Source organism: Enterobacter sp. BIDMC109 (assembly GCF_001037885.1).
Classification (GTDB): Bacteria; Pseudomonadota; Gammaproteobacteria; order Enterobacterales; family Enterobacteriaceae; genus Enterobacter; species Enterobacter hormaechei_C.
In genome coordinates, this window is record NZ_KQ090002.1 from 2924737 (window position 1) to 2944354 (window position 19618).

At 57.7% G+C, this 19618-nt stretch carries 14 protein-coding genes; 7 read left to right on the forward strand and 7 right to left on the reverse strand.

The window, feature by feature from the left end:
* Positions 1-151: 151 nt before the first annotated feature.
* Positions 152-814 (reverse strand): fructose-6-phosphate aldolase, encoded by a 663-nt coding sequence (gene fsa, locus SK62_RS13875; RefSeq protein ID WP_023303353.1) that lies wholly within the window; start codon positions 812-814, stop codon positions 152-154.
* Positions 815-941: 127 nt separating this feature from the next.
* On the opposite strand from fsa, the gene SK62_RS13880 reads away from it, so the two are divergent.
* The 4 genes from SK62_RS13880 to SK62_RS13895 all read left to right on the forward strand — a co-directional run bounded on the left by SK62_RS13880 (position 942) and on the right by SK62_RS13895 (position 6668).
* Positions 942-1841, forward strand: coding sequence for a glycyl-radical enzyme activating protein (locus tag SK62_RS13880; protein ID WP_047718747.1), 900 nt, complete (start codon positions 942-944; stop codon positions 1839-1841).
* A gap of 4 nt (positions 1842-1845) precedes the next feature.
* Positions 1846-4278 (forward strand): formate C-acetyltransferase/glycerol dehydratase family glycyl radical enzyme, encoded by a 2433-nt coding sequence (locus SK62_RS13885; RefSeq protein ID WP_047718748.1) that lies wholly within the window; start codon positions 1846-1848, stop codon positions 4276-4278.
* 166 nt (positions 4279-4444) lie between these two features.
* Positions 4445-5260, forward strand: coding sequence for a Cof-type HAD-IIB family hydrolase (locus SK62_RS13890; RefSeq protein ID WP_039271253.1), 816 nt, complete (start codon positions 4445-4447; stop codon positions 5258-5260).
* A 151-nt stretch (positions 5261-5411) separates the two neighbouring features.
* Positions 5412-6668: a DUF1479 domain-containing protein gene (locus SK62_RS13895; RefSeq protein WP_017384899.1), complete on the forward strand. Its 1257-nt coding sequence runs from the start codon at positions 5412-5414 to the stop codon at positions 6666-6668.
* Here the strand turns inward: SK62_RS13895 and SK62_RS13900 are convergent.
* Positions 6665-7738: a LacI family DNA-binding transcriptional regulator gene (locus SK62_RS13900; protein ID WP_039271256.1), complete on the reverse strand. Its 1074-nt coding sequence runs from the start codon at positions 7736-7738 to the stop codon at positions 6665-6667. The two genes, SK62_RS13895 and SK62_RS13900, sit on opposite strands and share 4 nt — an antisense overlap.
* Before the next feature lie 286 nt (positions 7739-8024).
* On the opposite strand from SK62_RS13900, the gene SK62_RS13905 reads away from it, so the two are divergent.
* Positions 8025-9326, forward strand: coding sequence for an MFS transporter (locus SK62_RS13905; RefSeq protein WP_047718749.1), 1302 nt, complete (start codon positions 8025-8027; stop codon positions 9324-9326).
* Positions 9327-9343: 17 nt separating this feature from the next.
* Positions 9344-11707 carry a glycoside hydrolase family 31 protein gene (locus SK62_RS13910; protein ID WP_047718751.1) on the forward strand — a complete coding sequence of 788 codons (2364 nt, stop codon included), beginning with the start codon at positions 9344-9346 and terminating at the stop codon, positions 11705-11707.
* A gap of 92 nt (positions 11708-11799) precedes the next feature.
* Here SK62_RS13910 and SK62_RS13915 read toward each other — a convergent pair whose 3' ends face one another.
* Entirely contained in the window at positions 11800-13395 is a 1596-nt protein-coding gene (locus tag SK62_RS13915; RefSeq protein ID WP_047718752.1) for an ABC-F family ATPase, read from the reverse strand.
* Between the two features lie 222 nt (positions 13396-13617).
* Here SK62_RS13915 and ldtB point away from each other — a divergent pair, with 222 nt between their 5' ends.
* Positions 13618-14538 (forward strand): L,D-transpeptidase, encoded by a 921-nt coding sequence (ldtB, locus tag SK62_RS13920; RefSeq protein ID WP_015571042.1) that lies wholly within the window; start codon positions 13618-13620, stop codon positions 14536-14538.
* A 41-nt stretch (positions 14539-14579) separates the two neighbouring features.
* On the opposite strand, the gene SK62_RS13925 is transcribed toward ldtB, so the two are convergent.
* From SK62_RS13925 to SK62_RS13940, 4 genes are all read right to left on the reverse strand, one after another.
* On the reverse strand, positions 14580-15296 hold the full coding sequence (locus SK62_RS13925; protein WP_015571043.1) for a GntR family transcriptional regulator: 717 nt from the start codon (positions 15294-15296) through the stop codon (positions 14580-14582).
* A 14-nt stretch (positions 15297-15310) separates the two neighbouring features.
* A complete protein-coding gene (locus SK62_RS13930) occupies positions 15311-16633 on the reverse strand; it encodes a PTS sugar transporter subunit IIC (RefSeq protein WP_023296170.1) in 1323 nt (440 codons plus the stop codon).
* 51 nt (positions 16634-16684) lie between these two features.
* Entirely contained in the window at positions 16685-18061 is a 1377-nt protein-coding gene (locus SK62_RS13935; RefSeq protein WP_047718755.1) for a glycoside hydrolase family 1 protein, read from the reverse strand.
* A 184-nt stretch (positions 18062-18245) separates the two neighbouring features.
* Positions 18246-19616, reverse strand: coding sequence for a macrolide efflux RND transporter outer membrane subunit EtsC (locus SK62_RS13940; RefSeq protein WP_032620024.1), 1371 nt, complete (start codon positions 19614-19616; stop codon positions 18246-18248).
* Positions 19617-19618: the final 2 nt, after the last annotated feature.

The following is a 19618-nucleotide window of genomic DNA, read 5'->3' on the forward strand; positions in this document are numbered from 1 at the left end:
CCCGGCAACAGCAATGCGAATGTAGGCCGGGTAAGCGTTAGCGCCACCCGGCAACAGCGATGCAAATGTAGGCCGGGTAAGCGTCAGCGCCACCCGGCAACAGCGATGCAAATGTAGGCCGGGTAAGCGTCAGCGCCACCCGGCAACAGCGTCAAATAGACGTCCGCCCAAACGCCCCCTGCCAGTCCTGCTCAAACTTCACAATTGCCGCATCCACGGCCGGAGAGGTAATAAACTGCTGCGCCACGTCCAGCGGCAGCGTGATGGATTCGCACCCTGCCAGCAGGCAGTCCAGCGCCTGGCGCGGGGTTTTAAAGCTCGCCGCCAGCACTTTTGACTGCGGGGCATGCAGGGTCAGCAACTGTTGCAGTTCGACCACCGTCTGGATCCCATCCCCACCCTGCGCGTCCACGCGGTTCACGTAAGGAGCCACATACTCAGCCCCCGCCAGTGCGGAGAGCATCCCCTGCGCTGCGCCATACACCGCCGTACCCAGCGTCGGGATCCCTTCTGCTTTCAGCATTTTGATCGCCGCCAGTCCTTCAGCGGTCACGGGCACTTTCACCACCAGGTCATTGATTATCGCGCGCAGTTTACGTGCGTCTTCCACCATTCCCTCGGCGGTCGTCGCCATCACCTGAGCGAACAGCCGGCCCTTGCCGCCCAGCGCGTCGTGCAGCGCGGGCAGCAGCTCTTCCAGAGGCGTTTTACCCGCCGCCACAATGCTTGGGTTAGTGGTCACGCCCGCCAGCGGGAAGATACGCGCCAGCTTTTTGACTGCCGCAACGTCAGATGTGTCGAGATAAAGTTCCATGATGTCACCCTCAAAATTAGCCTGCACTTACCCTATCACAGCAAAACCTGCTCAGGAATTGACCCACATCAAGATAACTTTCATACGAAAGTAATTTAATCTTCATATGTAATTCGAGGGCAAGAAAATGATCTTCAATATACAGCGTTACTCCACCCACGACGGTCCCGGTATTCGAACCGTGGTATTCCTGAAAGGCTGCTCGCTGGGCTGTCGCTGGTGTCAGAACCCGGAAAGCCGCTCCCGCACGCGGGACGTCCTGTTTGATGCCCGCCTGTGCCTGGACGGCTGTGACCTGTGTCAGCAGGCCGCGCCGGGGTGTGTTGAACGCGCGCTGAACGGGCTGGTCATTCATCGTGAGACGCTTAACGACGAGACGCTCACTGCCCTTACCGACTGTTGCCCGACCCAGGCGCTTACCGTCTGCGGTGAAGAGAAGCAGGTGGAGGAGATTATGGCCACCGTGCTGCGCGACAAGCCCTTCTACGACCGCAGCGGCGGCGGGATCACCCTCTCCGGCGGCGAGCCGTTCATGAACCCGGCGCTGGCACACGCCCTGTTTAAAGCCAGCCATGAACAAGGTATTCATACCGCCGTTGAAACCTGCCTTCACGTACCCTGGCATTATATCGAGCCGTCACTGCCGTATGTCGATCTGTTCCTGGCAGATCTGAAACATGTGGACAGTGACGTATTCAAACAGTGGACCGATGGCTCAGCCAGACGGATCCTGGACAACCTGAAACGCCTCGCCGCTGCCGGGAAAAAAATCACCATCCGCGTGCCGCTGATCCAGGGCTTCAACGCCGATGAAGCGTCGGTTACCGCCATTACCAATTTCGCCGCCGATGAACTCGGCGTCGAGGATATTCATTTTCTGCCGTATCACACGCTGGGCATGAACAAATACACCCTGCTCGGCCAACCCTACTCTGCCCCTGACAAACCGCTGGATAACCCTGCCCTGCTGGACTTCGCGCAGCAGTATGCCTGCCAGAAAGGGTTAACCGCGACCTTACGAGGATGAACTTATGACCACCCTGAATATCAACACCCTCAGCGAGCGCATCAAGGCGCACAAAACGGCGCTGGTGCATATCGTTAAGCCGCCGGTCTGTACCGAGCGCGCGCAGCACTATACCGAAATGTATCAGCAGCATCTGGACAAGCCGATCCCGGTACGTCGCGCGCTGGCCCTCGCCCACCACCTGGCAAAACGTACCATCTGGATCAAGCACGACGAGCTGATTATCGGCAACCAGGCAAGCGAAGTGCGTGCCGCGCCGATCTTCCCGGAATATACCGTCTCCTGGATTGAGAAAGAGATTGACGATCTGGCGGACCGTCCGGGCGCGGGCTTTGCGGTCAGCGAAGAGAACAAGCGCGTCCTGCATGCGATCTGCCCGTGGTGGCGCGGCCAGACGGTGCAGGATCGCTGCTACGGTATGTTTACCGACGAGCAGAAAGGCCTGCTGGAAACCGGCATCATCAAAGCGGAAGGCAACATGACCTCCGGTGACGCACACCTGGCGGTGAATTTCCCGCTGGTGCTGGAGAAAGGGCTTGACGGCCTGCGCGCGAAAGTGGCCGAGCGCCGGTCGCGCATCAACCTGACGGTGCTGGACGATCTGCACGGCGACCAGTTCCTGAAAGCCATTGATATCGTGCTGGAAGCCGTAAGCCTGCACATAAAACGCTTTGCCGACCTGGCGCGTGAAATGGCCGCGACAGAAACCCGCGACAGCTGCCGCGACGAGCTGCTGGCCATGGCGGAAAACTGCGACATCATCGCCCACCAACCGCCAAAAACCTTCTGGCAGGCGCTACAGCTGTGCTACTTCATTCAGCTGATCCTGCAAATTGAGTCCAACGGTCACTCCGTCTCCTTTGCCCGTATGGACCAGTACCTTTACCCGTACTACCGCCGCGACGTGGAGCTGGACCAGAGTCTGGATCGCGAGCACGCCATTGAGCTGCTGCACAGCTGCTGGCTGAAGCTGCTGGAGGTGAACAAAATCCGCTCCGGCTCACACTCCAAAGCCTCTGCGGGCAGCCCGCTGTATCAGAACGTCACCATCGGCGGCCAGAAGCTGGTCAACGGTGAACCGATGGACGCGGTCAACCCGCTCTCTTACGCCATTCTCGAATCCTGCGGTCGCCTGCGCTCCACCCAGCCAAACCTGAGCGTGCGCTACCACGCGGGCATGAGCAACGACTTCCTCGACGCCTGCGTGCAGGTGATCCGCTGCGGCTTCGGGATGCCGGCGTTTAACAACGATGAAATCGTGATCCCGGAATTTATCAAGCTCGGCGTGGAACGAGAGGACGCGTATGACTATGCGGCGATTGGCTGCATCGAAACCGCCGTTGGCGGCAAGTGGGGCTATCGCTGCACCGGCATGAGCTTTATCAACTTCGCCCGCGTGATGCTGGCGGCGCTGGAAGGCGGTCGCGACGCCACCAGCGGCCAGGTGTTCCTGCCGCAGGAAAAAGCGCTTTCTGCCGGTAACTTCGGGAATTTTGATGAGGTCATGGCGGCGTGGGATAACCAGATCCGCTACTACACCCGCAAATCCATTGAGATCGAGTACGTGGTGGACACCATGCTGGAAGAGAACGTCCACGATATTCTCTGCTCGGCGCTGGTGGACGACTGTATCGAACGCGCGAAAAGCATTAAGCAGGGCGGCGCGAAGTATGACTGGGTTTCCGGCCTACAGGTGGGGATCGCCAACCTCGGCAACAGCCTGGCAGCGGTGAAGAAGCTGGTGTTTGACCAGGGTGTTATCGGTCAGCAACAGCTGGCGGCGGCGCTGGCGGATGACTTCGAGGGGCTGACCCACGAGCAGCTGCGCCAGCGCCTGATCAACGGCGCGCCGAAGTACGGCAACGACGACGACAGCGTGGACCTGCTGCTGACCCGTGCTTATCAGACCTACATTGAAGAGCTGAAGCAGTATCACAACCCACGCTACGGCCGCGGCCCGATTGGGGGTAACTACTACGCGGGCACGTCGTCTATCTCCGCAAACGTGCCGTTTGGCGCAGCAACCATGGCGACGCCGGACGGCCGTAAAGCCCACACCCCGCTGGCGGAAGGGGCAAGCCCGGCCTCCGGTACCGACCACCTCGGCCCGACGGCGGTGATTGGCTCCGTGGGTAAACTGCCGACGGAAGCGATTCTCGGCGGCGTGCTGCTAAACCAGAAGCTGAACCCGTCGACGCTGGAAAACGACAGCGACCGTCAGAAGCTGATGGTGCTGCTGCGCACCTTCTTCGAGGTGCATAAGGGATGGCATATTCAGTACAACATTGTGTCTCGTGAAACGCTGCTGGAAGCGAAGAAACACCCGGATCAGTATCGTGACCTGGTGGTGCGCGTGGCGGGCTACTCGGCGTTCTTCACTGCCCTGTCGCCGGATGCGCAGGACGATATTATCGCCCGTACTGAGCATACGCTGTAAAAAAACGCCCGGTGGCGCTGCGCTTACCGGGCCTACATTGTTCCCCCGTAGGCCGGGTAAGGCGAAGCCGCCACCCGGCTTTCTAACTTTCATTCGAAATTAAATTTGTGCTCCCCGTCACCTTGTTATTAGAATGTTTCAAAACGCAGTGACCCAGGAGCACAGTATGACCGTAAAAGTTATCGTCACCGATATGGACGGAACTTTCCTTGATGATGCCAAGCAGTACGATCGTGACCGCTTCCAGGCACAGTTTGAGCAGCTTAAAGCCCGCAACATTGAATTTGTTGTCGCCAGCGGCAACCAGTATTACCAGCTCATCTCCTTTTTCCCGGAGCTGAAAGATCAGATCTCCTTCGTCGCGGAAAACGGCGCGCTGGTCTTCGATCACGGCGAACAGATTTTCCACGGCGAGCTGACGCGTCATGAGTCGCAGATCGTCATTGGCGAGTTGCTGAAAGACAAAGGGCTGAATTTTGTGGCCTGCGGGCTGGAGAGCGCGTACGTCAGCGATAAGGCGCCAGAAGCGTTCGTGAAGCTGATGTCGAAACACTACCATCGCTTAAAACCCATCAGCGATTACCGCGACATTGACGACGTGCTGTTTAAATTCTCCCTGAACCTGCCGGACAGCGATATCCCGAATCTGGTCGATAAACTGCATGTCTCCCTGGACGGCATCATGAAGCCGGTCACCAGCGGCTTCGGTTTTGTCGATTTGATCATCCCCGGCCTGCACAAGGCCAACGGCATCAGCCGCCTGCTGAAACGCTGGAAAACCTCCCCGCAGGAGTGCGTCGGCATTGGCGACAGCGGCAACGATGCGGAAATGCTGAAGCTGGTGAAATACTCCTTTGCGATGGGCAACGCGGCGGACAGCATTAAAGCGGTCAGCCGTTACACTACCGACGATAACAACCATCAGGGCGCGCTGAATGTGATTCAGGCCGTGCTCGACGCGCACTCCCCGTTCGACGCCTGATCCCCCTACCTGCCGGAGCCTCGCTCCGGCCCCCTCACTCTTTTCCCATCCTGTGGCGCCCGTCAAGGTTTTAAACTTGCATTAACTTTTTTTTAACTTAAAGTATCACTTGTAGACACTTTTACTTTCGAATGAAAGATGCGAGGCAGTTATGACCTTTACCAGCGAAACGTTGCCAGCGGACCATAAAGCGGCAATCCGTCAGATGAAACGTGAACTACGCGCGCAGATCGGCGACGTGCAGGCGGTGTTCGACCGGCTCAGCGATAAAATCGCCACCCGCGTGGCGGAAATCAACGCTCTCAAAAACAAAGGCGAAACCGTCTGGCCAGTGATCCCCTTTGCCGACGTGAAAAACGGCACGATTACCGCCGAACAGCGCGAAGCGGTTAAACGTCGCGGCTGCGCGGTGATCAAAGGCCATTTCCCGCGCGAGCAGGCGCTGGCGTGGGATCAGTCGATGCTCGACTACCTCGATCTGAATAAGTTTGACGAGGTGTACAAAGGACCCGGCGATAACTTCTTCGGCACCTTAACGGCCTCTCGTCCGGAGATTTACCCGATCTACTGGTCGCAGGCGCAAATGCAGGCGCGCCAGAGTGAAGAGATGGCGCAGGTACAGTCGTTCCTGAACCGTTTATGGACATTTGAGAGCAACGGCAAGCAGTGGTTCGACCCGGACGTGAGCGTGATTTACCCGGACCGCATCCGCCGTCGCCCGCCGGGAACCACCTCGAAGGGACTTGGCGCACACACTGATTCTGGCGCGCTGGAGCGCTGGCTGCTGCCCGCTTATCAGCAGGTCTTTGCCCGCGTGTTTGACGGCAACGTTGAAAAATACGATCCGTGGAATGCCGCGCACCGTACCGAAGTGGAAGAGTACACCGTGGATAACACCACCAAATGCTCGGTGTTCCGTACCTTCCAGGGCTGGACGGCGCTGTCGGACATGATCCCCGGCCAGGGCTTGCTGCACGTGGTGCCGATCCCGGAGGCAATGGCTTATATTCTGCTGCGTCCGCTGCTGGACGACGTGCCGGAGGACGAGCTGTGCGGCGTGGCGCCGGGACGCGTGCTGCCGATTTCTGAGAAGTGGCATCCGCTGCTGATCGAAGCGTTAACCAGCATTCCGGCGCTGGAAGCCGGTGACTCCGTGTGGTGGCACTGCGATGTGATCCACTCCGTCGCGCCGGTGGAAAATCAGCAGGGCTGGGGCAACGTGATGTATATTCCTGCCGCGCCAATGTGCGAGAAGAATCTCGCCTATGCGAAAAAGGTCAAGGAAGCGCTGGAAACCGGCGCGTCACCGGGCGATTTCCCGCGCGAGGATTATGAGAAAAGCTGGCAGGGCCGCTTTACCGTGGCCGATCTCAACATCCACGGCAGGCGCGCGCTGGGCATGGCTTAACCGTCATACAGCCCTTCCCGCTCCACGGCGGTGCGTCGTTTCCCCTGACGTATCCGCCGTACCGACTCCCGTACGGTCAGCGTACCGTTTAGCAGCAATGTTCCTACCGGCGCGTCCGGGCGCATCAGCCGCTGCTGGAGCATATGCACCGCTTCCGTTCCCAGCTCATCGCGCGGAACATGTACCGCGGTTAAGGGCACATCCTGAATCGCCGCGAGATTAAAGCCGTCGATGCTCATCACCGAGACATCCTGCGGCACGCGCAGACCGTGTTTTTGCAGCGCGCTGATGGTCCCCGCCGCCATAAAATCGCCACCAACCAGGAACGCCGTTGGCAGGTCTTTCCCTTTCTGCTGGTGAAGCCACTCGATTACCAGCTGCTCCGTCTCTCTGGCGCTGAAGCTGGACACCATCAGCAGGTCGCGCCTGTCGCTGAACCTGAGGTTATGACCGTGCCACGCGTCGCGGATCCCGGACAGGCGCAGCTCCATGGTGTAGCGACGCAGGCACAGCACGTTCATCACCTCCCGGTGCCCCATCTCGAACAGGTACTCCGCCGCCCGCTCGCCAATCGCGCGATGATCCGGCGCGACGGCGGGCAGGCGCATGTGGCGGTCCCGGCAGTTAATCAGCATGCAGGGTTTCCCCACGTCCACCGCCAGATCGTGGATATGCGGATCGTCGATACCGAGGAGGATTGCCGCCTGGGTGTCCACTTCGTTCATGCGGGCCAGAAACAGCTGGGCATCGCTGTCGTTCTCCTCCAGCGCACAGTAACGCAGGCGAACTTCGTGCGAGGCCAGCCCTTTGCTCACGCTCTGGATGACGCGGTAGTAAAAGATGTCGGACCGCTCGTCAAACGCCCGCTGCGGGGCAAACACCACCAGGCTGTTAAGCAGCAGACGCCCCGCCGCCATGCCGTCCATTACCCCCAGCTCCCGCGCGCACGCCAGCACCTTTGCCCGTGCTTTTTCGCTGGTGTTTGCCTTCCCCGCCAGCACGCGAGAAACGGTGCTGATGGAGAGCTGCGTCCGGGCGGCGATTTCGGTGATTTTAAGCCTTTTGTCCATTTTGTGATCTGGCTCCGGATGTGAAATGAAAAAATTTTCACAACTTGTTTATCAGGTAATAACTTGCAAGAAGGCCATAATGCCGAAAATTAAACCTCGGTTATGAGAAAGTTTGCACAAAATACACTATTCCCTGCCCAATTTCTTTCTTAAGGTGAACCTGTCACACAACTTCCATACTAGTTGTATAGCAGCTTAGCGCTCTAAAACAGATAACTTTCAAACGCCTGACGCTGTGTGACACCTGAACCTTTGTCCCCTTACCGTCCGTCTTGTGGAGAAGAAAATGAGTCAGGACATCAATAACACCGTAGCGACAAGCAAAACACGTCGCGTCATCAGGAACCTGCGCTGGTACGTACTGGTGCTGTTTCTTCTCGGCGTGACCGTTAACTACATCACCCGTAACTCGTTAGGTATTCTCGCCCCTGAACTGAAAGAGAGCCTCGGGATCACCACCGAGCAGTACTCCTGGATCGTCGGCGCGTTCCAGATCGCCTACACCATTTGCCAGCCCCTGTGCGGCTGGCTGATTGACGTTATCGGCCTGAAAATCGGCTTTATGGTCTGCGCCGGGATCTGGGCGCTGATGTGTATCTTCCACGCGGGTGCCGGAAGCTGGCTGCACCTGGCAATTCTGCGCTTCTTTATGGGTGCGTCCGAAGCCGCCGCCACGCCAGCGAACGCCAAAACCATCGGTGAATGGTTCCCGAAATCAGAGCGCCCTGTTGCCGCAGGCTGGGCGGGGGTAGGCTTCTCCATTGGGGCCATGCTGGCCCCGCCTATCATCTACTTTGCCCACGCGTCGTTCGGCTGGCAGGGTGCGTTTATGTTTACCGGCGTGCTGGCGCTGCTGTGGGTGATCCTATGGTGGGCGTTTTATCACAACCCGGAACAGCACCCGAACCTGAGCCGCGATGAACTGGCGTTTATCAAGCAGGATAACGAACCTGCGCCGGTCAAACTGCCCTTCCTGACCGCGCTGAAAACCGTCTCGAAGAACAAACGTTTCTACGGTATCGCCATCCCGGCCTTTATGGCGGAACCGGCCTGGGCCGTGCTGAGCTTCTGGGTGCCGCTGTACCTCGCCAAAGAGCACGGTATGGATTTGAAGCAGATCGCGATGTTCGCCTGGCTGCCGTTCCTGGCCGCCGACCTCGGCAGCGTGGCGAGCGGCTACCTCACCCGGCTCTACACCCGCTGGTTTGGCTGCACCCGCGTCAACTCGGTGGTAGCCAGCTCCGTCACCGGCGCGTTTCTGATGATTTCTCTGGCCGTCGTGGCCGTGACCCGCGACCCGTATATCACCATCGTGCTGATCTCCATCGGCGGCTTCGGGCACCAGATCATCTCCTGCATGCTTAGCGCGCTGGTCGTGGAGTCGTTCGACAAAGGCCAGATGGCGACGGTCAACGGCATGCGCGGCTCGGCGGCGTGGATCGCCAGCTTCCTGTTCTCCCTTTTGATTGGGGTGACCGCCGACAAAATCGGCTTCAACCCGCTCTTTATCGCCATGGGCTTCTTTGACCTGCTTGGCGCTGTCTTCCTGGTGGCATTTATTGCTGAACGTCGCGCCAAGCGCGCCTGATTGTGGATGTATTGCATATGAAAACCCTGAAAAACTGGACCGTCGATACGCAGTCGGCGAATCATCTGGAACTGCTGATCGATAACCAGCACCGCCTGTGCCTGTATGTGCTGGAAGAGAATCTGTTCCGCGTGCTGATCAAACGTAAAGGCGAGCTGGCGCTGAACCGCACCTGGAGCATCGCGCCGGAACAAGATGTGCCGTGGGAAGGCCGCCGTCGTGACGATGTCAGCGGCTTCACCTGCCCTGCCTGGACGCTGACGCAGCAGGACGACACGTTAACCGTAGCGACTGAACAGCTGCGCGTCACCGTCCACCAGCCGCTGTGGCTGGAGTGGCACTACCGCAATGAGGCGGGCGAGTGGCAGCCGCTGGTCAATGACCGCCCGACCAGCGCCTACCTGCTGAACGCCCACGGTGACGGCGCGGCGCACTATCTTAGCCGTCGTAAGGATGAACGTTTTTACGGTCTGGGTGAGAAAGCGGGTGATTTACAGCGCAACGGCAAACGCTATGAGATGCGTAACCTGGACGCGATGGGCTATAACGCGGCCAGCACCGACCCGCTTTACAAGCACATCCCGTTCACCCTCACCCGCCGCGATGACGTGAGCTACGGTCTGTTCTACGATAACCTGAGCAGTTGCTGGCTGGATCTGGGTAACGAGATCGACAACTATCACACTGCCTACCGCCGCTGGCAGGCGGAAGCGGGCGATATTGACTACTACCTCTTCACCGGCAAGCGCGTGCTGGACGTGACCAAAGCCTTCGTGCGCCTGACGGGGAAAACGCTGTTCGGACCGAAATGGAGCCTGGGCTACAGCGGCTCGACCATGCACTACACCGACGCGCCGGACGCGCAAAACCAGCTGATGAACTTCATCCGCCTGTGCGATGAGCATGCCATTCCGTGCGACTCGTTCCAGCTCTCCTCCGGCTATACCTCGATTAACGGCAAGCGCTACGTCTTTAACTGGAACTACGACAAAGTGCCGCAGCCGAAGGTGATGAGCCAGGCGTTCCACGACGCGGGGCTGCGGCTTGCGGCCAACATCAAGCCGTGTCTGTTGCAGGATCATCCCCGCTACAGCGAAGTGGCGGAACGCGGCCTGTTCATTCGTGATTCAGAAACCGATGCGCCTGAACGTTCCAGCTTCTGGGATGACGAAGGATCGCATCTCGACTTCACCAACCCGCAGACGGTGCAGTGGTGGCAGAACGGCGTGACCACGCAGCTGCTGGAGATGGGCATCGACTCCACCTGGAACGACAACAACGAGTATGAAGTGTGGGACGGGGAAGCGCGCTGCTATGGCTTCGGTCAGGAGATCGCCATCAAGCACATTCGCCCGGTGATGCCGCTGCTGATGATGCGCGCCTCGCTGGAAGCGCAGCAGCGCTTTGCGCCGGAGAAACGTCCGTATCTGATCTCCCGCTCCGGCTGCGCCGGGATGCAGCGCTACGTTCAGACCTGGAGCGGCGACAACCGCACCAACTGGGACACCCTGCGTTATAACATCCGCATGGGGCTGGGCATGAGCCTGTCCGGACTGTTCAACGTCGGTCACGACGTCGGCGGTTTCTCCGGCGACAAGCCGGATGCCGATCTGTTCGTGCGCTGGGTACAGAACGGCGTGATGCACCCGCGCTTTACCATCCATTCGTGGAACGATGATCACACGGTGAACGAGCCGTGGATGTACCCGGGCGTCACGCCTGCGATTCGCAGCGCCATTGAACTGCGCTACCGCCTGCTGCCGTATCTCTACACCCTGCTCTGGCAGGCGCACGCCGACGACGAGCCGATGCTGCGCCCGACCTTCCTCGATCATGAGCACGATGCGCAGACGTTTGAAGAGTGCGACGACTTCCTGCTGGGCCGTGACCTGCTGGTGGCCAGCGTCGTCGAAGCCGGGCAGCGCGAGCGCCGCGTCTGGTTGCCGGATAACGAAACCGGCTGGTACGATTTTTACACCCACGCGTGGTATGCGGGCGGGCAAGCGATCGTCCTTGATGCGCCGCTGGAAAAGCTGCCGCTGCTGGTACGCGCCGGGGCCGGTTTGCCACTCAGCGAACGCATCCGTCACGTGAGCGCAGATAAAGACGATACCCGTGAGCTGAAACTGTTCCCGGTGAAAGGCGTCGGCACCACCGCCGGGCTGCTGTTTGAGGATGACGGCGAAAGCTGGGGCTACCAGAACGGCAATGCGCTGTGGGTGGAATGGGAGATGGTGTGCGACGGCGCAAGTATCAACCTGAAGGTGAATGCGCGCGGCGACTATCGTCCGGCATGGAAGGCGCTGAAGGTGTCATTACCGGCGGGGGAAAAACGTACGCTGCGGGTGAACGGAGTTGAAGGGGGCGAGTGGGTGGTGTAGCGCGGCCTGTTGCCCTCACCCTAACCCTCTCCCACAGGGAGAGGGGATAGAACGTAGGCCGGGTAAGGCGAAGCCGCCACCCGGCTATTTTTTTAACTCTCGATACCTTTACTGCGCAGGTAATCTTCGTAGTTACCGGTGAAGTCCACCACGCGCTCTGGCGTAATTTCGATCACGCGGGTCACCAGCGAGCTGACGAACTCCCGGTCGTGAGAGACGAAGATCAGGGTGCCCTGATACATCTCCAGCGCCATGTTCAGCGACTCAATAGATTCCATATCCAGGTGGTTAGTCGGTTCGTCCATCACCAGAATATTCGGTTTTTCCATCATCAGCTTGCCGAACAGCATACGGCCCTTTTCACCACCGGAGAGCACTTTGGCGGGCTTTTTGATGTCGTCCTGGCTGAACAGCAGACGCCCCAGAATGCTGCGTACCGCTTGTTCGTCGTCGCCTTCCTGCTTCCACTGGCTCATCCAGTCGAAGACGGTCAGATCGTTTTCAAACTCATATTCATGGTCCTGCGCGTAGTAACCAATCTGCGCGTTTTCAGACCATTTCACGGTACCGTTATCCGGTTGCAGTTCACCGACCAGGGTTTTCAGCATAGTGGATTTACCCACGCCGTTGGCGCCGAGGATGGCAATCTTCTCGCCCACTTCCAGCAGCAGGTTGAAGTTTTTGAACAGCGGGCCTTCATCGAAGCCTTTGGTGAGGGCTTCCACTTCCAGCGCGTTACGGAACAGCTTCTTGTCCTGCTCGAAGCGGATGAACGGGTTCTGACGGCTGGAGGCTTTAACCTCTTCCAGCTTGATTTTGTCGATCTGACGGGCACGCGACGTTGCCTGGCGCGATTTAGAGGCGTTGGCGCTGAAGCGGCTGACGAAGGATTGCAGGTCAGCAATCTGCGCTTTCTTCTTGGCGTTGTCGGCCAGCAGACGCTCGCGCGCCTGGGTTGCCGCCGTCATGTACTCATCGTAGTTGCCCGGATAAACGCGCAGCTCGCCGTAGTCCAGATCCGCCATGTGAGTACACACCATGTTCAGGAAGTGACGGTCGTGCGAGATGATGATCATGGTGCTGTCGCGATCGTTCAGCGTCTGCTCCAGCCAGCGGATGGTGTCGATGTCCAGGTTGTTCGTTGGTTCGTCGAGCAGCAGGATGTCCGGGTTAGAGAACAGCGCCTGCGCCAGCAGCACACGCAGCTTCCAGCCTGGCGCGACTTCGCTCATCGGGCCGTAATGCTGTTCAACCGGAATACCCACGCCCAGCAGCAGTTCGCCCGCACGCGCTTCCGCAGAGTAGCCGTCCATTTCGCCGTATTGCGTTTCCAGGTCGGCCACTTTGTAACCGTCTTCTTCGCTCATCTCAGCGAGACCGTAGATACGATCGCGCTCCTGCTTCACTTCCCACAGCTCCGCGTGCCCCATGATCACGGTGTCGAGCACGGTGAACTCTTCGAAGGCGAACTGATCCTGACGCAGCTTACCGATGCGCTCGTTAGGGTCGAGCGACACGTTACCGAGCGTTGGCTCCAGGTCACCGCCGAGGATCTTCATAAAGGTGGATTTTCCGCTACCGTTGGCACCAATCAGGCCGTAACGGTTGCCGCCGCCAAATTTGACGGAAATGTTTTCGAACAGCGGCTTACTGCCAAACTGCATAGTGACGTTGCTGGTAACTAACACGGAGAGATTCCTGCGAAAAGTGTGATAAACGCGGCATTATGCCACAATTCCGAATTGAGATCCCCTGTTGCGGTAATCCACTAAACTTTAACAAAATCGAAAAAAATGTGATTTCGTACACATCTGAATTCCCAGTTAACGGGAATGCACATATAATGCGCTCCCATTACCGATTCAGACTTATCAACTCATCGCCAGAATGGCTTAGATACCTCGCATAACATGAACATGAAATTAACAACGCTTTTTGCGGCGGCGTTAGCCGTAGTAGGTTTTTGTAAGACCGCGTCTGCGGTGACGTATCCCCTGCCGACAGACGGAAGCCGTCTGGTGGGTGAAAACCAGGTGGTGACGGTGCCGGAAGGGAACTCTCAGCCGCTGGAATACTTCGCGGCGCAGTATCAGCTCGGTCTGTCGAACATGCTGGAGGCGAACCCGGGCGTTGACCCGTATCTGCCGAAAGCGGGTACCGTACTCAACATTCCACAGCAGCTGATCCTGCCGGATACCGTGCACGAAGGTATCGTGATTAACAGCGCCGAAATGCGTCTGTATTACTACCCGAAAGGCACCAACACCGTGATCGTGCTGCCTATCGGTATCGGTCAGCTGGGTAAAGACACTCCGCTGAACTGGACCACCAAAGTGGAGCGTAAGAAAGCGGGCCCAACCTGGACGCCGACCGCCAAAATGCACGCTGAGTACATTGCTGCCGGCGAACCGCTGCCAGCCGTTGTGCCTGCCGGCCCGGATAACCCGATGGGTCTGTACGCGCTGTACATTGGACGTCTGTATGCCATTCACGGTACTAACGCCAACTTCGGTATCGGCCTGCGCGTAAGCCACGGCTGCGTGCGTCTGCGTAATGAAGACATCAAATTCCTGTTCGATAACGTGCCGGTCGGTACGCGCGTGCAGTTCATTAACGAACCGGTGAAAGCGACGTCAGAGCCGGACGGCAGCCGTTACATTGAAGTGCATAACCCGCTGTCCACCAGCGAAGATCAGATCAACAACAACGAAATCGTACCGATTAAGCTGACCAGCGCGGTGCAGTCCGTCACCTCTCAGGCGGATGTTGACACGACCATTGTTGACCAGGCGATTCAGAACCGTTCCGGTATGCCGGTGCGTCTGAACTAATCGTGAGAATTAAAAAAGCGGGCCGCGGGGCCCGCTTTTTTTTATCCGTTATTCACGATAACGATGCCGCCATGGTCATAGCGATAGTGACAATGGGCGTACTCCAGCGGCGTACCATCTTCAAGATAGATCACCTGCTCTACCTCCAGCACCGGGTCGGTTGGCTCGCAGACAAGGTGTTGCATATCCAGCGCACTGGGCTTCAGCGCCCGCACCACCCGATACGATCCCATGATCTTCAGCCCCAGCGTCTCCTGTACATACCGGAATACCGAACTTTCAAGATGGGTTTTGTTCAGACCGGGCACCAGATTGAGCGGCATTACCGTAGCGTCCAGAGACATCGGCTCACCGTTCAGTAAACGCAGACGGATAAAGTCATAGATCGGCGTATCCGGATTTATCATCAGCGATGCCTGCTCTTTCTCGTTCGGGAAGCGCAGTTCGAAGTGCACCACCTGACTCGTCACCGTGCCTAAATGTTCCCAGGTTTTGGTCGCCCCGAAGTAGTCGCTGCCGGAGAGATCCCACTGGGAAAGCTGGAGGAAATTTTTGCGGATGAACGTGCCCTGCCCCTGTCGGGTATAGACCAGCCCTTCTACGATCAGCTGACGCATCGCCTGCTGAATGGTCATCCGGCTGGTGCTGAACTCCGCCGCCAGCGCAAACTGGTCCGGCAGAGGTTCATTGGCGGCGTACTGCTGGGTGATAATGCGTTTCTTAATTTCCCGCGCTATGGTGATGTACTTCGCCGCCATCGTCCTTCCTTAAATTAGTGTTCTGTCCCGCTGTTTTTCAACGCCACTCGCTCGGCAACTTTGAGGAAAGGCAGGTAGAAGAATACACCAAATACGATGATTGCCAACTGCACCACCACCGCCCGCCAGTCCCCCGCCGTCGCCAGCCAGGCGCTGAGGATCGGCGGGGTCGTCCACGGGATCATCACCACGCAGCGCGACATGAGCCCCAGCGTGGTACAGAGCCACGCAAAGTAAATCCCGATAGCGGGCAGCAGCACAAACGGGATCATCAGCGGCAGGTTAAAGACTATCGGCAGGCCGAAAATCACCGGCTCGTTGATGTTAAACAGACCCGGCGCCAGCGACAGACGCGCCACCTGCTTCGCTGATTTCTGTCTTGAGAAGATGAAGATAGCAATCAGCAATGAGATTGTGCTGCCCGTCCCGCCCACCATGCCAAAGGTCGGCACAAAGATGTTGTTGATGATGTGCGGGATCGGCTGGCCGTTGGCAAAGGCCAGCATATTCTCATTGGTATTGATCAGCAGGAATGGCTCCAGCACCACGCTGTTGACCACCGACTGATGAATACCGAGCGTGAACAGGAAGTTACCGAAGCTGTAAATGAAGATCGTCCCGGGCAGGCTGGTGTTGATCAGCCGCAGCGGCTGCTGAATAAATGTCGTAATGAGATGGATCAGATCCGTGTGCAGCACGTTCGCCAGTATAGCCGCCAGCACCGCAAACAGGGAGAGCGTGAGGATCGTCGGGATCAGCGCGGTAAAGGATTTGCTCACCGCTGGCGGTACGTTCTCCCCCAGAGAAATGTGCAGCGCCTTCAGCCGTGAAATGGCGATAAACAGCTCGGTTGAGAGCAGCCCAATCAGCACCCCGGCGAAAATCCCGGTGGAGCCGATATTGGCGAACGTCAGCACCTGGGTAACGTTTACCGTGGCGTCGCTGCCGACGGGAGTAATCTGTAAGCGCATCGGCATCATGATGATGAAACTGCTGACGGCGATAACCACTGCCGAGACCGGATTGTCGAAATCTTTGTTGCGCGCCAGCGACCAGGCGATCATCGGCGCCAGCAGCAGCGCGGCGATGTTCAGCGTGCCGTTGATGATCGCCTCGCCCCACACCTTAAACTGCGTGAGCGTGTCGCCCTCTAAGATCCAGGGAAACACCACGTTGTTCACCAGCACCGCCAGACCGGCAAGGATGAAAATCGGCATTACCGTGGCGAAGGCATCGCGCAGGGATCGCAGGTGCACCTGATTTGCCAGGCGCGCCGAGAACTCAACAAATTTATCGACAAAAGACTGCATGTGCGGTGTTATTTTTGTTTCAGACATAGCGGATAGTTCCCATCAATCAGTCACAAAAACGGCCCGGCAGCGTACGGCTTACATCTCGCGTCCGTTGGTATGGATAACATGTTTTAACCACGCATAGCTCTTCTTCGGCACGCGCTTCAGGTCTTTCAGGTCGTGGTTTTCACGGTTGACGTAGACCACGCCGTAGCGCTTGCGCATGTCACCCTGCGAGCTGAGAATGTCAATCAACCCCCAGCCGAGATAGCCCAATACCTCTGCCCCGTCCTCGAACATCGCCTCTTTCATGGCCTCGATATGCGCCCGGTGGTAGTCAATGCGGTAGGTATCCTCTATGGGGTTTACGCCATCCCAGGACTCAATCACCCCAATGCCGTTCTCAATCGGGAATACTGGCATCCGCCAGTCGTTGGCATAGCGGGTGATGATGGTGCGAAAGCCCAGCGGATCGATCTGCCAGTTCCACTCGGTGGCCTTCAGGTACGGATTGTTTTTCTCGCCGTGCAGCAGGTAATAGTTCACCGGCGTGCCTTCCGGGATGGCATCGCTGTCCAGCGTTTTGCTGGCGTAGTAGCTGAAGGCCATAAAGTCGTTCTTCGTGCGCGCAAACAGCGCGAGATCGTCTGCGCGGTAGATATCGCCGAAGCCTTCCTGCTCCACCACCGCCATCACCGCCGGGCTGTAGCCCTGGCCCGCGAAGACGCGCAGCAGGTTCTGGTTGAGGAATTCGTCGTACTGCTGGGCGCAGAAGATGTCATGCGGTTTGCAGGTGGCCGGATAAATCAACTGGTGCGCCAGCATGCCGCCCATCAGCTTGCCCGGCTTAGTCTGGTGCAGGTACTCGGTCAGCGCCATGTGCGCCACCATGGTGTGATGCTGCACTTCGTACAGCTCGCGCAGGGTTTCCTCCCCCTTCATATAGCCGGAGATGCGAAAGGCTATCGGCATGTGGAAAATATTCTGCTCGTTAAAGGTCAGCCAGTACTTCACCCGGTCACCAAAGCAGTCGATCATCTTTTTGCCGTAGCGGATAAACGCCTCCACGACGCGACGATCGTTAAATCCGTTGTACTCCTGTGCCAGCGCCAGCGGCATATCGAAGTGGTAGAGGCAGACCATCGGCTCGATACCGCGGGCGATCAGATCGTCGATAAAACGGTCATAAAACGCGATGCCTTCGGCGTTGAACTCGCCGTCACCCTGCGGGCAGACGCGGCTCCAGGAGATCTGGAAGCGGTAGCAGTTCATGCCCAGATCCTGCATCAGGTCGAAATCTTCCCGGTAGCGGTGGTAGGAGTCGGTGGCCACTTTCCAGTCAGAGATATTTTCACCGGCTTCGCGAATGTCATACACCGATATCCCCTTTCCGCCCTCATTCCAGGCCCCTTCCGTCTGCATGCTCGACACCGAGTTGCCCCATAAGAAGTTGGCTGGCAGTGATTGATTCATGGTTGCCTCCTATATGACTAGTCATTTAAATGATATGACTAGTCATATAGCCGGAGATGAAATTTCGATCAAAGGGGAGGAACGATTTTTGTGAGATGGGTTTGAATAATGACGAGGGATGTCTTGCGAACTGCGCCCTGGCAGCAAGTCCTATTGCTGCCAGACGTAAATGAGTCTGCGCAATTCAGGGGAAAGATACCGAACCGCCGAACTCCATATAGATTTTTGCCAGATTATTTAACTGGTTAAAGCGATTTTCATACAGTGCCAGTTCGGCCTGACGGCGTTTCTCCTGAGCATCAAGCCAGAAAGAAATTCGCACCGCGCCCTGGCGATAGCGAACTTCGTTTAGCCTCTCTGATTTTTTCGCCAGTTCCAGGCCTTCACGTAGAAGCGTCTCCTGTTCCAGGAGTTGATGACGCAAAGCAAGCGCATCTTCTATGCTACTCATCGCCTTGTAAAGTTCCTGTTTAAACTCCAGAACCCGTTGCTCGTAGTCGTTGCGGGCAATCTTCACGTCCATGCCCCTTTCTCTCCATTCCAGGAACGGCAGGGTCAGGTTTGCTCCAACAGAGCCTACAGGATTTTCCAGGAAGGCCATAAGGCTGCTGCTGCTGGTGCCAAGCGAGCCGGTCAGACTAAACGCTGGATAAAATGCAGTACGCTGGACATCAACGGTGGCCAATGCTTCCCGTACCCGCCACTCTTTAGCGCTGATATCGGGTCGATGCCGCAGCACGTTGACCGGGATCTTTCCACTGACCTGCGGCAGTGGTCCCATTGGTAACGCTTTCGGTTCGACTATCGCGCTGCCCGGCGCGGTTCCAAGCAAAACGGCTTGCTGATTGAGCGCCTGTAAACGTTCGTTCTTCAACGCCGCCAGCCTGTTTTCCTGCGAAAGCACGCCCTGCTGAGCATCCACAACATCCAGAGAGGAGGCACCGCCCGCGGCATAACGCGCGTTAGCCAGGCGCAGCGTCTCTTTTGCATAGTCGATGCTTTGTTGCAGGACAGACAGCTGCTGGTTAATAAAGCCTAAGCGCCAGTAATTATTACTGGCATTTGAAAGCAGCGTCAGGCGTGCAGAACGCAGATCCTCTTCCGAGGCAAAACGTGCCCACGCCTTCGCATCGCGCTGCCGCGCTATTTTGCCCCACAGATCCAGCTCATAGCTGGTATTAATACTGGCAACGCTGCCCCTGCTCCAGTGGGCTGAGCTGTTCAGCTGTTTTTTACCGTCAAGCGCGAGCGAACCTTTTAGTCCCGGATCGTTTGTGATGCCAATCCGCTCTTCTTCCAGGCGGGCGCGATAAACACGCAATACTGCTCCAGCGACATCGTTATTGCGCACCATCACCTGCCGCAGCCAGCCGTCGAGGTCTGGATCGTTAAAGGCCTGCCAGTCGAACGGCATCCTCTCCTCCGCAGCATCCGCCTGATACCAGTTGGCAGGGTATTTCACCTCAGGAGGCTGATAGTCGCTTTTCAGAGAGTCGGCGCAGCCAGCACTAAGCAGGACAGCAAGGCATACCGTTAAAGGGGATAATATTTTCATGG

What these genes read in the sequence shown, in the direction of transcription:
- fsa (WP_023303353.1), bottom strand. Translation starts at nt 814, where the DNA reads ATGGAACTTTATCTCGACACATCTGACGTTGCGGCAGTCAAAAAGCTG.
- SK62_RS13880 (WP_047718747.1), top strand. Translation starts at nt 942, where the DNA reads ATGATCTTCAATATACAGCGTTACTCCACCCACGACGGTCCCGGTATT.
- SK62_RS13885 (WP_047718748.1), top strand. Translation starts at nt 1,846, where the DNA reads ATGACCACCCTGAATATCAACACCCTCAGCGAGCGCATCAAGGCGCAC.
- SK62_RS13890 (WP_039271253.1), top strand. Translation starts at nt 4,445, where the DNA reads ATGACCGTAAAAGTTATCGTCACCGATATGGACGGAACTTTCCTTGAT.
- SK62_RS13895 (WP_017384899.1), top strand. Translation starts at nt 5,412, where the DNA reads ATGACCTTTACCAGCGAAACGTTGCCAGCGGACCATAAAGCGGCAATC.
- SK62_RS13900 (WP_039271256.1), bottom strand. Translation starts at nt 7,738, where the DNA reads ATGGACAAAAGGCTTAAAATCACCGAAATCGCCGCCCGGACGCAGCTC.
- SK62_RS13905 (WP_047718749.1), top strand. Translation starts at nt 8,025, where the DNA reads ATGAGTCAGGACATCAATAACACCGTAGCGACAAGCAAAACACGTCGC.
- SK62_RS13910 (WP_047718751.1), top strand. Translation starts at nt 9,344, where the DNA reads ATGAAAACCCTGAAAAACTGGACCGTCGATACGCAGTCGGCGAATCAT.
- ldtB (WP_015571042.1), top strand. Translation starts at nt 13,618, where the DNA reads ATGAACATGAAATTAACAACGCTTTTTGCGGCGGCGTTAGCCGTAGTA.
- SK62_RS13925 (WP_015571043.1), bottom strand. Translation starts at nt 15,296, where the DNA reads ATGGCGGCGAAGTACATCACCATAGCGCGGGAAATTAAGAAACGCATT.
- SK62_RS13930 (WP_023296170.1), bottom strand. Translation starts at nt 16,633, where the DNA reads ATGTCTGAAACAAAAATAACACCGCACATGCAGTCTTTTGTCGATAAA.
- SK62_RS13935 (WP_047718755.1), bottom strand. Translation starts at nt 18,061, where the DNA reads ATGAATCAATCACTGCCAGCCAACTTCTTATGGGGCAACTCGGTGTCG.
- SK62_RS13940 (WP_032620024.1), bottom strand. Translation starts at nt 19,616, where the DNA reads ATGAAAATATTATCCCCTTTAACGGTATGCCTTGCTGTCCTGCTTAGT.